Source organism: Brenneria sp. L3-3C-1, from assembly GCF_016456245.1.
Taxonomy (GTDB): Bacteria; Pseudomonadota; Gammaproteobacteria; order Enterobacterales; family Enterobacteriaceae; genus Brenneria.
In genome coordinates this window covers 64,560-77,745 of record NZ_JAEMHF010000007.1, presented here as the reverse complement: position 1 = coordinate 77,745, position 13,186 = coordinate 64,560, and the positions used below count along the sequence as shown (strand labels likewise).

11 protein-coding genes are annotated in these 13,186 nt (G+C 55.5%); 6 read left to right on the top strand and 5 right to left on the bottom strand.

Features of this window, described 5'->3' with window-relative positions:
* Window positions 1-12 precede the first annotated feature (12 nt).
* A complete protein-coding gene (gene ulaR, locus JG725_RS14160) occupies window positions 13-768 on the top strand; it encodes an HTH-type transcriptional regulator UlaR (protein WP_199378562.1) in 756 nt (251 codons plus the stop codon).
* 350 nt (window positions 769-1,118) lie between these two features.
* The gene (glpE, locus tag JG725_RS14155; RefSeq protein ID WP_199378560.1) at window positions 1,119-1,442 is read left to right on the top strand and encodes a thiosulfate sulfurtransferase GlpE; all 324 of its coding nucleotides are present in this window, start codon (window positions 1,119-1,121) and stop codon (window positions 1,440-1,442) included.
* A gap of 41 nt (window positions 1,443-1,483) precedes the next feature.
* Here the strand turns inward: glpE and JG725_RS14150 are convergent, their stop codons facing one another.
* The 5 genes from JG725_RS14150 to rbsK are packed head-to-tail and all read right to left on the bottom strand — an operon-like array spanning window position 1,484 to window position 6,666.
* Entirely contained in the window at window positions 1,484-2,995 is a 1,512-nt protein-coding gene (locus JG725_RS14150; protein ID WP_172291315.1) for a tripartite tricarboxylate transporter permease, read from the bottom strand.
* Window positions 2,996-3,007: 12 nt separating this feature from the next.
* Window positions 3,008-3,454, bottom strand: coding sequence for a tripartite tricarboxylate transporter TctB family protein (locus tag JG725_RS14145; protein ID WP_199378558.1), 447 nt, complete (start codon window positions 3,452-3,454; stop codon window positions 3,008-3,010).
* A 37-nt stretch (window positions 3,455-3,491) separates the two neighbouring features.
* Window positions 3,492-4,439: a tripartite tricarboxylate transporter substrate binding protein gene (locus JG725_RS14140; RefSeq protein WP_172291313.1), complete on the bottom strand. Its 948-nt coding sequence runs from the start codon at window positions 4,437-4,439 to the stop codon at window positions 3,492-3,494.
* A 43-nt stretch (window positions 4,440-4,482) separates the two neighbouring features.
* A complete protein-coding gene (locus tag JG725_RS14135; protein WP_172291312.1) occupies window positions 4,483-5,412 on the bottom strand; it encodes a dihydrodipicolinate synthase family protein in 930 nt (309 codons plus the stop codon).
* 42 nt (window positions 5,413-5,454) lie between these two features.
* On the bottom strand, window positions 5,455-6,666 hold the full coding sequence (gene rbsK, locus JG725_RS14130; protein WP_199378556.1) for a ribokinase: 1,212 nt from the start codon (window positions 6,664-6,666) through the stop codon (window positions 5,455-5,457).
* Between the two features lie 261 nt (window positions 6,667-6,927).
* Between rbsK and glpG the strand changes: the two genes are divergently transcribed.
* Genes glpG through malQ form a run of 4 tightly spaced genes read left to right on the top strand, consistent with a single transcriptional unit; the run spans window position 6,928 to window position 13,181 of the window.
* Entirely contained in the window at window positions 6,928-7,761 is an 834-nt protein-coding gene (gene glpG, locus JG725_RS14125) for a rhomboid family intramembrane serine protease GlpG (protein ID WP_172291310.1), read from the top strand.
* A gap of 24 nt (window positions 7,762-7,785) precedes the next feature.
* Entirely contained in the window at window positions 7,786-8,544 is a 759-nt protein-coding gene (locus tag JG725_RS14120; protein WP_172291309.1) for a DeoR/GlpR family transcriptional regulator, read from the top strand.
* A 48-nt stretch (window positions 8,545-8,592) separates the two neighbouring features.
* Window positions 8,593-11,052, top strand: a complete 2,460-nt coding sequence (malP, locus tag JG725_RS14115; RefSeq protein ID WP_199378554.1) for a maltodextrin phosphorylase — start codon at window positions 8,593-8,595, stop codon at window positions 11,050-11,052.
* Window positions 11,053-11,063: 11 nt separating this feature from the next.
* The gene (gene malQ / locus JG725_RS14110) at window positions 11,064-13,181 is read left to right on the top strand and encodes a 4-alpha-glucanotransferase (RefSeq protein ID WP_199378552.1); all 2,118 of its coding nucleotides are present in this window, start codon (window positions 11,064-11,066) and stop codon (window positions 13,179-13,181) included.
* Window positions 13,182-13,186 lie beyond the last annotated feature (5 nt).

Here is a 13,186-nt window from a genome sequence, read left to right as displayed (position 1 = left end):
AACGGGGCCAATATGACTGAATCTCAGCGCCATAACGCCATCATTGATTTTCTGCAACGACAAAAGCAGCTTACCGTTGCCGATCTTATCGAGCACTTTGATGTCTCGCCCGCCACGGCAAGGCGTGATATCAACAAGCTTGATGAGTCAGGCAAGTTGCGGAAAGTTCGCAATGGCGCCGAAGCGGTGAGCGTTCCGCGTCCCGCCTGGTCGCCGCTCAATATTTATCAGGCGCAAAACCTGGACGAGAAAATGCGCATTGCCAAAGCCGCCGCGCAACTGTGCCGTCCGGGCGAAAGCGTGGTGATTAACTGCGGCTCTACCGCCTTTTTGCTGGGGCAGGAAATATGCGGCAAAGACGTTCAGGTGATCACCAACTATCTTCCGCTGGCGAATTACCTGATTGAGCAGGAACATGAAAGCGTCGTCATCATGGGAGGGCAGTACAATAAAAGTCAGTCCATTACGCTGGCGCCGCAGGAAGGGGATGCCAGCCTGTATGCCGGGCACTGGATGTTTACCAGCGGCAAGGGGCTGACGGCGGAAGGGCTGTATAAAACCGATATGCTGACGGCGATGGCGGAGCAAAAGATGCTTAACTATGTCGGTAAGCTGGCGGTGGTGGTGGACAGCAGCAAGATCGGCCAACGCGCCGGGATGCTGTTCAGCCGGGTGGAGCAGATTGACGTCGTCATTACCGGCAAACAGGCGAATGCGCAGATCGTGGCGCAACTGCGCGGCCAGAACGTAGAGGTGATTTTGGTGTAGCGGCTTTGCGCAAGGGGACACATCAATCAACGAGTTACGGTTGCGATTGTTATCCAGTTCCCCGGTACAACGTTGGACGGGCGGTAAAACGCCGCAGGGTGAGGCCGATCTACGATCTTAAGTAGAGCCGATGCGAGATCATCGGTGGATGGTATAGGCATGCTACTGCCAGCGGAAGTTACTGTAATAAGCGGGACTCTATACCCGTCATACTTCAAGCGGCGCGCGTTGCTTTAACGGTGAAAGAAAACCGCCGCGCTTTCACTAATTCCATATCATTTGCTGGGTTTTATCCGGCGTTCTAAGGGTTACAATAATGTTCTTTGTGGTTAACAAGGTTGTAACTCTTAATGGAACAATTTGAAGCGATTGACATAGAAAAAGCCTATTCCCGCTGGCAACAGGGGGGCATCGTCGTCGATATCCGCGATGGGCAGAGTTTTGCCGTTGCCCACGTACCCGGCGCCACGCATTTGACCAACGAGACGTTGGCGGATTTTGTGCGTGGCGCGGACTTGGATACGCCGGTCATGGTGATGTGCTATCACGGGATCAGCAGCCGCAATGCGGCGCAGTACCTGATCAGCCTGGGCTTTGAGTCGGTATACAGCATTGACGGCGGTTTTGAAGCCTGGCAAAACCGCTATCCGCAGGATGCTGAATCCGTCGACTGATCGGGCCTGCGTCATACCGGCCCGATGAGGGTGTGGCGGTTTTACCCGCGGCTGTTTTTGAACACCTGAATGATGCTTTTGGCCTGCATGATGACCACGATTAAAAACAGCACGGCAAGGAAAGCGGAGATCGGGCGTTCCACAAAGGCAATCAGGTTGCCATCCGATTTCAGCAGCGAAGACAGCAGGCTTTTCTCGAACATCGGCCCCAGCACCATGCCCAGAATCACCGGCGCAATCGGGTAGTGATGTTTCTGTAGGAAATAACCCGCAATCCCCATTACCAGCATCACCACCACCGACGCCATGGAGTTATTCATGGCGAATGCCCCGACGATGCTGAATACGATCACCACCGGATACACGATATCTTTATTTACCGAAATCAGGCGCTTCAAGAAGTTAACCACGATCAGCGCCAGCGGCAGCAACGCGAGGTTGGCGATAAAGAACAGCATGAAAATGGCGTAGAGCTTTTCCGGGTGGAAGATAAACAGGGACGGCCCCGGCTGCATATCTTTCATATAGAGTACGCCGATCACAATGGCGGCCACGGAGTCTCCGGGGATGCCAAACACCAGCGTGGGGATGTAGCTTCCCGCCAGGCTGGCATTATTGCTGGATGAGGCGTTAATCACGGCCTCTTCCGAACCTTTGCCGTATTTCTCTGGCTCGCGGGAGAACTTTTTCGCCACCGCGTAGGAGATCCAGGCGGCGATATCGGCGCCCGCCCCGGGCAGTACCCCAATCAAGGTGCCGATGGCGCTGCTGCGCGCAATGCCGAGCCGGTTTTTTTTCAATGCCGGACATATGCCGGCAAGGATATTTAACGACGATTTTTCCACCGGCGGCGGCGCGGCGTTTGCCGGCTTAACGCGGTCACGGTGGCGGCCGGCGTAATATTCAATCGCGTTGGCGATAGCGAACATCCCAATCATCGCCGGGATAAAACTGATCCCTTCCAATAGCGCGACCTGACCGAAAGTGAAACGCGGCTGCCCGGTGAACTCATCATAACCGATGGTGGCTAAAGCAAGCCCCAACAACAACGCCATCAGGCTTTTGACCACATATTGTCCTGAAATCAGCGTTGAGCAACTCAGCCCCAGCAGCGCCAGCCAGGTGTACTCAAACGAGCTGAATTTCATGGCGAATGAGGCCAGCAACGGTGAGGCGAAGCTGAGCACAATGGCGCCAATGATGCCGCCGATGACCGAGGTGCTCAGGCCGAGGCCGAGGACGTGATTGGTTTTCCCCTGTTGGCTCAGCGCATAGCTGTCGTCCACGTAGGCGGCCGAGGCGGGGGTGCCGGGAATGCGCAACAGTACGCCCGGGATATCCCCGGCATAGATGGTGGAAGCGCCGACCGAGATCATCATCGCCAGCGCGGGGATGGGATCCATAAAAAAGGTGAAAGGAACCAGCAGGGCGACGGCCATGGTTGCGGTCAGACCGGGTATCGCGCCGATAAACAGGCCGAACAGCCCGGCGGCAAAGATGGCGATGATGGCGTTCAGGGTAATGTATTCACTGGCGTTGATCAGGATATCCATCGTCGGTGGTCCTTAAAAAATGCTGCCGGAAGGGAGAGGCACCAATAATACTTTTGAAAACAGGTAATAAATGCCGGTCGAAAGCCCCACGGCGGCAACAGCGGCAATGGCTTTGTTTTTCGGCAGGAAAAGCACCAGCAGGCCGGCCATAATGATGCTGGTGGTCAGGATAAACCCAAGAAATTCAACGCAATAAATATAGAAAACGACGGTGATCGCGACCATACCGACGCTTATGAGGTCACGTTTCCCGCTATTCGCCGGCTGGCGATGCGCTTTTGTTAACCGCACGGTTATCAGATCCAGAACGGAGAGCAATACCATCAGGCAGCCGACGATGGCGGGCATAAATCCCGCGCCAAACGAGGCCACATCGCCAAGCTGAATAAAGGCATAGGCGGCAATGCCGGCGCCGAACAGCAGGAAAAGCAGCGGGAGTAATAAGGATAACTTCGGCATTGTTGTTCAGGCGCCATTTGCATGGCGCCCGCCTGTTTTATTTATCTGCGGAAAGTAGGCTCCCAAACTGAGCATCTTCTTCTTTCATAAATTGATAAAGTTCGTCATCGTACAACGCGCTGACTTCGAATCCTTGATTGTTGGCGAATTTCTGTAGTTCTCCAGAGTCATAAACCTTTTTCATCGCGGCGGTCAGCTTGTCGGTAATCTCCGTAGAGAGGCCTTTCGGGGCCGACAGCACGTTCCAGGTGGTCAGCGACCAGTTATACGGCGTCGCCTGATTGAAGATCGGGATATCGGCATAGAGATCGGAGGCCTGATTGGACATGATGGCCAGGTGGCGCACCATACCGGCGTCTACCATGCTCTTGGCTTCGCCGGGCGAAGAGGTCACGAAGTCCACCCCGCCGGAAACCAGCTCTTGCAGCGCGGCGCTGGCGCCCTGCGAGGGAATATAGCGAACGGCGCTATCCGGCAGATTGGCGCTTTTCAGCATCCCCAGCGTATTGAGGTGCCAGACGGATTTCAGACCGCTGCCCGAGGCGCGCAATTTGCCAGGCTGCTGCTTGATGGCCTCGATTAACTGGTTGGCATCCTGATAGGGCGAATCCTTGGCGACCTGTAACCCGCCATAAATCACCGCCAGCCGGCTGATAGGGGTGTAATCCTGATAGCTGAGGGTGGTCATTTTCTGGTGGTGCATCATGGCGATTTCCACCGTCACAATACCCAGCGTATAGCCATCGGGTTTGGCGCGATGGATCGCATCATGGCCGACGACGCCGCTACCGCCGGTGCGGTTGACCACGTTGACGTTCACGCCCAGCTCTTTTTGCAGACCCTGGGCCACCAGCCGGGCCACGGTGTCGGTATTTCCGCCCGCGCCCCAGGGGACGATAATGGTAATCGGTTTTTCCGGCCACGCTGCGAAGGCGGAGCAGGAGAGTAAGAGGGTACTTAACGCCGTCAACCGGATAAGTTTCATAATCGGTGCTTCCTTCTCGTAGAGGTATGAGGAAAAAGGGAGACTAGTTAATGCGATTTATTTTGTTTTGGTAATGCTCTGTGCCGCTGCGGATTTGCTCGAGGATCACCGTCAATCCCCAGTATTTTTCCAGCACGTTGTCTTTATTGACCCGGCAGTAAGCACTGCCGAAAGTGCCCTGGCGTTGGTGATAAATTTTTGCGTTTTTGGGATAACCCAGGGTTTCCGTCACGGCGGCGAGGGAAAGAAACGTCGCCAACTCCTGCGCCAGTTCCGGGTTACTGGAATGGTGATGGTAAAGCCAGCTATAGAGTTCTGGATGGAAATTGGTGAACACGCCGCTGAAACCTTTTGAACCCGCTTTCATGGCATCGAAGGCAATCGCCGCATTGGCGTTGATGATGTTCAACGGCGTGTCGGCAACCCGTTTGACCCGGCGTGCCACCGTCGGCAGATCGCAGCTCACGTCTTTCAGCACCACAAAGCGTCCGCTATTGGCGCAGTAACTCAGTTCATCATCGCTCAGCAAACGGCGATAAGGCGCCGGGCACTCATACAGCCCCAGCGGCATGGACGCGGGCAGCGCGGCCAGCAGCGCGTTCAGCGTGGCATAAAACACCTCGCTGCCCTGATCTTTGGGATCCAGATGGTTGGTGACCAGCACCAGCGCGTCGATGCCGGTCGCCGCCATGGCGCCAAGCTCGGCGATCTGATCGTTCAGACCATCGCTGATATGCCCTGAAGCGATCACCGGGATGCGGCCGGCGACTTTTTCGACCACAAAACGCGCCAGGTCGACACGCTCTTGCAGGCTCAGGAATTGCATTTCACTGGACTGGCAGACGGCGAATAGCGCATCGACGCCTTTTTCAAGATACCAGTCAATCAGTTTTGCCAGCCCGGGATAATCAATAGCGTTTTGTTCGGTAAATGGGGTCAGCATGACCGGGACAATGCCGTCGATTTTTTTCATGGTTCACTCCTGGCGGAATTACAGTATGGGTAAATTCAGGGATCAGCGTTGGGACAGTCTGACCTTAACCTGCTGATGATCCGGCATATTCGCCGCGCCTTCCCGTTCTACGGCCAGCGATGCGAAGGCGGAGGCGTAGGTCGCGGCCTGCACCAGATTCTGTCCGGTGGCAATCGCGGCGGCGAACGCGCCGTTGAAGGCATCGCCGGCGCCCGTGGTATCCACGCTCAGCGCCGGAAACGCCGGAATATATTGAAATTGCTGGTTATCAAAGAGCAGCGCCCCGCGCGAACCCATGGTGATAATGACCCGTCGGGCGCCGAGCGCGACGATTTTTTGCGCCGCGTCCTTGGCGCTGTCCAAATCGCGCACTTCAACGCCGGAGAGCAAAGAAGCTTCCGTTTCATTCGGCGTGATGACGTCGATATATTCCAGACAGTCCAGAACGTCGCGGGAATAGGGGGCCGGGTTCAGCACTACGCGGATATTCAATGCGTTAGCCAACTTGATGGCGTTTAATGTGGCGGGGAAGTTGTTCTCCAGTTGCAGCAATAATACGTCCGAGTCGGACAGCTCGGGCATCATCTCCGCGATCTCGTCATCGGTAATGGTTTTATTCGCGCCGGAATAAATGGCGATCATATTCTCGCCATCTTGCTGCGACACATAAATAATCGCGTTGCCGGTCGGTTCTGTTTCTGACTGGTAAAGTTTGAAAGAGTGTATTGCCGAGGCGGAAAGATGATCATAGGCAAACTGGCTGAATTGATCTTTGCCGACCTTGGAAACAAAATGCACGTTGGCTCCCGCGTGGCTGGCTGCCATGGCCTGATTCGCGCCTTTCCCTCCCGGGCCGAGCGCGCTGCCCAACGCCAGCAAGGATTCCCCGCCTTTGGGAAAACGCTCCACTTTCGCGACGATATCGACGTTAAACGATCCCAGAATACAGACCTTACCGCTCATTCTGCCTCCCCTGTTTTTCATGGTTTGATACCGCGGGTGTTTTTCCAGCCGTTTCAGCAGCGCCTCAATGTTCTCCCGGCCGGAGGTGATGAGTTCGGACTGTAAACTTCGACGGATGACGATAGCGCCGCCGTGGCAGCGTTGAACCAGGTTCATGCGCGCCAGCGCGTTCAAATCACTGCGGATGGTTTCTCTGGTCACGGAAAACTCCTTCGCCAGAAATTCCACGCTTGCCCGCCCGTGTCTGTCCAGATAGGTCAGGATCTGATGTCGCCTTTCTTCGAGAAACATAATCACCTCTCTACATACTGGGAGAGTAAAAGAGTCCTGTTGATTAAAAAGTGACTGATGTCATAGGAAATAAGGTGAAACGGAAGTAAACAAAAATAAATAACTATGTTATCAAAAGGGCGGGGATCGCCGGAGTCGAGGGGAATGGAGGTCGGAAAAACGATAAGGTTCTGGCGTTGAAAAGAGATTCTCGCGCACGTCTTTTGGGGATATGTGATATTTTTACGCGCAATCCGCCCACTACGATGTGATTAATTTTTTATGGCAATTCGCGTTATCTCTCTATCCAATCCACGTCTGGCGCAGGCGTTTGTGGATTATATGCAGACGCAGAACGTCGGTCTGGAAATACGCGCCACCGGACAAGAAGCCGAGCTGTGGCTGGCTGACGACGAGCAACTGGATAAAGTACAACAGGCGCTGGAGATTTTTCTGCGCGATCCGCTGAATCCCCGCTATCAGGCGGCAAGCTGGCAGTCGGGATCGACGGACTCGGGCATCCAATATCATCGCTTTTCCTATTGGCAAACGCTGCAACAGAAAGCAGGGCCGTTGACGTTGTCGATCATGGTCGTCGCCGTGGTGGTCTTTTTACTGATGCAGGTATCGGGCGCCGATCGGGTGATGGCCTGGTTGTCTTATCCCGAGGCCGGGCAGCAATGGCAGCTCTGGCGTTGGTTCAGTCATGCCTTGTTGCATTTTTCCGTCTTGCATATTTTGTTCAATCTGATGTGGTGGTGGTATCTGGGCGGGCCGGTCGAGAAAGTGCTGGGCACCCGTAAGCTGCTGATGATTACCCTGATTTCATCGCTGGTGAGCGGTTGGGCGCAGTCCTGGTTTAGCGGTATCTACTTTGGCGGATTGTCTGGCGTCGTTTATGCGCTGATGGGGTATGTCTGGCTGCGTGGCGAAAGAGAACCCAATGGCAATTTATTTATGCCGCGGAGCCTGATGGCGTTTGCTTTACTGTGGCTGATAGCCGGATATTTCGATATTTTAGGGATGTCGATAGCCAATGCCGCGCATGCGGCGGGGCTGGTCGCAGGGATATTAATGGCCTTTTGGGATACTTATAATAAAACGAACTCCCGGTAAATCCGGACATGCTAGGGGATGAACGTGAAGCAAACACAACGACATGAGGCCATTATTGAACTGGTGCGTCGTCAGGGTTATGTCAGTACGGAGGAACTGGTGGATCATTTTGCGGTCAGTCCGCAAACCATTCGCCGCGATCTGAACGACTTGGCCGAACAGAATAAGATCCACCGTCATCATGGCGGCGCGGCATTGCCTTCAAGCTCGGTTAACACTGCCTATAATGACCGTAAGATGATGTGGTCCGAGGAGAAAGCGCGCATTGCGCGCAAGGTCGCCAGCCAGATCCCGGACGGCGCCACGCTGTTTATTGATATCGGCACCACGCCGGAAGCCGTGGCCTATGCGCTGATGCAGCATAAGAATTTACGCGTTGTGACCAATAACCTGAATGTGGCGACGTTGCTGACGGCAAAGGAAGACTTCCGTTTAATTCTGGCGGGCGGTGAAGTGCGTACCCGCGACGGCGGCATTATGGGAGAGGCCACGCTGGATTTTATCTCTCAGTTTCGTCTGGATTTCGGTATCTTGGGTATTAGCGGCATTGACATGGACGGCTCATTGCTGGAGTTTGACTACCATGAAGTGCGAACCAAACGGGCAATCATTGAAAATTCCCGTTGTGTCATGCTGGTGACGGATCATTCCAAATTTGGCCGCAACGCCATGGTTAATCTGGGCAACATGGATTTGATTGACTATCTTTTTACCGATCAATTGCCACCGCCCGGCGTGCTAAAAATCATTGAACAACATAAGGTGCAGTTGGAGTTGTGCTGAGCCAGACGTGCCTTTTTCCGCGACGGATCACAGGGGGAGAGAGGCGCCATGTCAGGGTTTCCAGATAACCAATCGTTTTCAGAGCACCCATCGCTTGCATTCAATCCGTCGCAGTTCGCCGCCGCGCTGCTTCGCCAGCAGCGCTACTACGGCGTTGCTTCTCTGCAACAGATGACGCCGACGCAATGCTGGCGCTCTGTCAGTCTGGCGCTGGCCGAACAACTGGCGGCGCAGCCCGCCTTTGCCGTTGCGCCGAATAAAACGCATGGCCGGTCGGAACAACGCCATGTGAATTACCTTTCCATGGAGTTTCTCCCCGGCCGTCTGACCGGCAACAACCTGTTGAATCTGGGATGGTACAACGCCGTCGCCGAGGTATTGGCGCAACAACGGATTAACCTGAGCGATGTGCTGGAGCAGGAAACCGATCCCGGTTTGGGCAATGGCGGTCTGGGTCGGCTGGCCGCCTGTTTTCTGGATTCGATGGCCACGGTCGGGCAGCCGGCGACCGGCTATGGCCTCAATTATCAATACGGTCTGTTTCGCCAGCATTTTACGCAGGGACAGCAGCAGGAAACCCCCGATGATTGGCACCGGGATGGCTATCCGTGGTTTTTTCAACGGCCTGAGCTGGCCGTGGATGTCGGGTTTGGCGGCCGGTTGCAGCAGCAGGCTGACGGCAGTGAGGTGTGGCTGCCTGATTTTAGCCTGCGGGGCGAAGCCTGTGATTTACCGGTGATTGGTTATCGCAACGGCATCACTCAACCGCTGCGCCTGTGGCAGGCGACCCATCGTCACCCGTTTGATCTGACGCTGTTTAATGAGGGGCGCTATCTCAAGGCCGAGCAGGCCGGCGTGGCGGCGGCCAGCCTGACCAAAGTGCTGTATCCGAATGATAACCACGCCGCGGGTAAACGGCTGCGGCTGATGCAGCAATATTTCCAGTGTGCCTGCTCGGTGGCCGATATTCTGCGTCGGCATCTGGCGGCCGGACGGGCGCTGTCCGAGTTGCCGGATTATGAAGTGATCCAGCTTAATGACACGCACCCGACGCTGGCGATCCCTGAAATGTTGCGCATATTGTTGGATGACCACCGGATGAGCTGGGATGATGCCTGGTCGATTACCGGGCGCACCTTTGCCTATACCAACCATACGTTGATGCCGGAAGCGCTGGAACGCTGGGACGAAAGGCTGTTCGCCCGTCTGCTTCCCCGTCATCTTTCCATCATCAAGCAGATCGACGCGCATTTTAACATCCAGGTGGAGCGACACTGGCCCGGCGATCGTCAGGTGTGGGCGAAACTGGCGGTGCGTCACCGGCGGCAAATCCGCATGGCGAATCTGTGCGTGGTGAGCTGCTTTGCGGTAAACGGCGTAGCGGCGCTGCATTCGGAACTGGTGGTGAAAGATCTGTTCCCTGAGTATCACCGGCTATGGCCGAACAAATTTCACAACGTGACCAACGGTATTACGCCGCGCCGCTGGCTGAAGCAGTGTAATCCGGCGCTGTCGTCGCTGATTGATGAAACATTACACATCGAATGGGTGAATGACTTACCTGCCTTGCAAGGGCTGGAACCCTATGCCGACGATGCCGGATTCCGCGAGCGTTACCGGCGGATTAAACAAGACAACAAGGTGCGTCTGGCGGAACACCTGCAACGTGATTATGGGGTGAGTCTCGATCCGCTGGCGCTGTTTGACGTGCAAATCAAGCGGCTGCACGAATATAAGCGTCAACACCTGAATCTGCTGCATATCCTTTCTCTCTATCGGCAATTGCGTGATAACCCGCATCTGGATATAGTTCCGCGCGTCTTTTTGTTTGGCGCCAAGGCCGCGCCGGGTTATGCGCTGGCCAAAAATATTATCTATGCCATTAATCAGGTGGCGGAAAAGATTAATCGGGATCGCCGCTGCAACGATCGTCTCAAGGTGGTCTTTCTTCCCGATTACCGCGTATCGCTGGCCGAACGGATGATCCCCGCTACCGATGTGTCCGAGCAAATCTCGACGGCGGGCAAAGAAGCTTCCGGAACGGGCAATATGAAGCTGGCGCTGAATGGCGCGCTGACGGTGGGAACATGGGATGGGGCCAATGTCGAGATGGCTCAACAGGTCGGCGCCGAAAACCTGTTCATTTTCGGTCATACGGTTGAGCAGGTAAAAGCCTTGCAGGCGCAGGGATATGCGCCGTCGGACTACATTACCGATACGCCTTTGCTACGCGAGATATTGGATGAACTAGCCAGCGGCGCTTTTAGTCACGGGGACAAGCAAGCGTTTGCGCCGCTGTTGAACAGTTTGCTGGAAGAGGGCGATCCCTATTTGTTGATGGCTGATTTCGCACCTTACTGTGAGGTGCAGCAGCAGGTGGATGCGCAATATCGTGAACCGGAGGAATGGACGCGTCGTTGTGTACTTAATACGGCCAGAATGGGGATGTTTAGCTCGGACAGGGCGATTCATGATTACCAGAAGCGTATTTGGCAAGTGCGTCGTTAAGGAAAAGGAAGATGGCATTCAAGGCGGGTAACTCGGCAATTCAACAGATGGGTATAGCGGAAACATATACGGATGCTTATGGCAATAAGCATACGATTGATGCGTCGATCAGAGAACGACTGCTGGCGATGATGGATATCTCAGGCAGTGATGGCGCTCCCCTGCCTCCGGTAAAAGTTTTTCTTCAGGGACGGGACGCCGTCATTGCGCTGGCCGGCAATGGCGAATTTCACTGGACGCTGATGTATGAAAACGGCGGACAGGTTCAGGGACAGGTGACCGGCGGTACGAATCTGACGCTCCCCGCAGCACTTCCTTTGGGATATCATCATCTTACGCTAACGCAGGCCGAGCAGCGCTGGAACTGTCGGATAACCGTGGCGCCGCCCCGTTGTTACGAGCCTGAAGCCCTGTTGCAGGGCAAACGCTGGTGGGGAGTGACCGTTCAGCTTTACACCCTGCGTTCGCAAAATAACTGGGGGGTGGGCGACTTCGGCGATTTGCGCCAGTTGGTGGAACAGATAGCCCGCCGCGGCGGGGCGTTTGTGGGGCTGAATCCGCTGCACTCGCTGTACCCGGCGGTTCCGGAGGCGGCAAGTCCGTACAGTCCCTCTTCCCGCCATTGGCTGAACGTGATTTATATTGACGTCAATCAGGTGGATGATTTTCAGCAGAGTTCGGAGGCGCAACAATGGTGGCTGCTGGAGGAGACGCAGCAAGCGGTATCGGCGCTGCGGGCGGGACGTTGGGTCGATTATGAATCGGTCACCACCCTCAAGCTGAGCGCGTTGCGGCTGGCCTTTGGCTATTTCAACACCCGCAGCGCGCTGGACCCGCGTATCAGCGCTTTTCGCCAGTTTGTGGTCAATGGCGGGCAAAGTCTGCAATTGCAGGCAACATTCGATGCGTTGCAGGCTTACCTGAAACGTCAGGGAGAAAATTACGCGGACTGGTTGCAGTGGCCGACCCGCTATCATGATGTTCACGGCGAGGCGGTGAAGTCGTTTCGCCAGGAACATGCGGATGAAATTAATTTTTATTGCTGGCTGCAATGGCTGGCTTACGAGCAACTGGCGGAATGCTTTGCGCGCAGTAGGCAGCTCGGTCTGCCTATTGGTCTGTATCGCGATTTGGCCGTAGGCGTCGCGCAGGGGGGCGCGGAAACCTGGGATGAGCGTCAGCTTTATTGTCTGGATGCCTCCATCGGCGCGCCCCCGGATCCGCTGGGGCCGCTGGGGCAAAACTGGCACTTATCGCCGATGAATCCCAACATGATGCGGCAGCGCGGCTATCAGCCGTTTATCGACGTGTTGCGCAGCAACATGGCGAATTGCGGCGCGCTGCGTATCGACCATGTGATGGCGCTCCTGCGTTTATGGTGGATACCCAAAGCCGAATCGGCTGTTGACGGTGCCTATGTCCACTATCCGCTGGACGATCTGTTGGCGGTGCTGGCGCTGGAAAGTCAGCGTCATCGCTGCCTGGTGATAGGCGAGGATTTGGGCACGGTGCCGCCGGAGATCGTCAGCAAACTGCATGACTTCGGCGTCTATTCCTATAAGGTGCTGTTTTTTGAAAAGGACGAGCAGCATCGCTTCCGCTCACCCGGCAGGTATCCGCGTCAGGCGATGGCCACCATCACCACACACGATCTCCCCACGCTGCGCGGGTACTGGCAGGCGGTGGATTTGTCGTTGGGCAGGGATTTGGGTTTGTACCCGGATGACGTGTTATTGCAACAGCAGATTCAGCTGCGTGAAAAATCCAAACAGGGTTTGTTGAACGCATTACATCAGCACGGGTTGTTGCCGCAGCGGGTGGGGAGGAATTCATCGTTGACGACAATGGGCGTACCGCTTAACCGGGGCGTTCAACGTTATATGGCCGACAGCGCCAGCGCGTTGGTCGGGTTTCAACTGGAAGACTGGCTGGATATGGCGACGCCGGTGAACGTTCCCGGAACGAGCCGGGAATACCCGAACTGGCGGCGGAAACTTAGCCGCACGCTGGAATCCATCTTTGCCGATCGTTATCTTGAACGTCTGATTCGCGACATCGATCTGCGCCGCGGCGCGCCGTTGCCCGCGACTGTCTGCGAGGAGGATGCCGGGTGCAATGACCCGGCCTAATCATC

Excerpts from the sequence above, each read along its gene's own strand:
- ulaR (WP_199378562.1), top strand. The coding sequence starts at position 13 with ATGACTGAATCTCAGCGCCATAACGCCATCATTGATTTTCTGCAACGA.
- glpE (WP_199378560.1), top strand. The coding sequence starts at position 1,119 with ATGGAACAATTTGAAGCGATTGACATAGAAAAAGCCTATTCCCGCTGG.
- JG725_RS14150 (WP_172291315.1), bottom strand. The coding sequence starts at position 2,995 with ATGGATATCCTGATCAACGCCAGTGAATACATTACCCTGAACGCCATC.
- JG725_RS14145 (WP_199378558.1), bottom strand. The coding sequence starts at position 3,454 with ATGCCGAAGTTATCCTTATTACTCCCGCTGCTTTTCCTGCTGTTCGGC.
- JG725_RS14140 (WP_172291313.1), bottom strand. The coding sequence starts at position 4,439 with ATGAAACTTATCCGGTTGACGGCGTTAAGTACCCTCTTACTCTCCTGC.
- JG725_RS14135 (WP_172291312.1), bottom strand. The coding sequence starts at position 5,412 with ATGAAAAAAATCGACGGCATTGTCCCGGTCATGCTGACCCCATTTACC.
- rbsK (WP_199378556.1), bottom strand. The coding sequence starts at position 6,666 with ATGTTTCTCGAAGAAAGGCGACATCAGATCCTGACCTATCTGGACAGA.
- glpG (WP_172291310.1), top strand. The coding sequence starts at position 6,928 with ATGGCAATTCGCGTTATCTCTCTATCCAATCCACGTCTGGCGCAGGCG.
- malP (WP_199378554.1), top strand. The coding sequence starts at position 8,593 with ATGTCAGGGTTTCCAGATAACCAATCGTTTTCAGAGCACCCATCGCTT.
- malQ (WP_199378552.1), top strand. The coding sequence starts at position 11,064 with ATGGCATTCAAGGCGGGTAACTCGGCAATTCAACAGATGGGTATAGCG.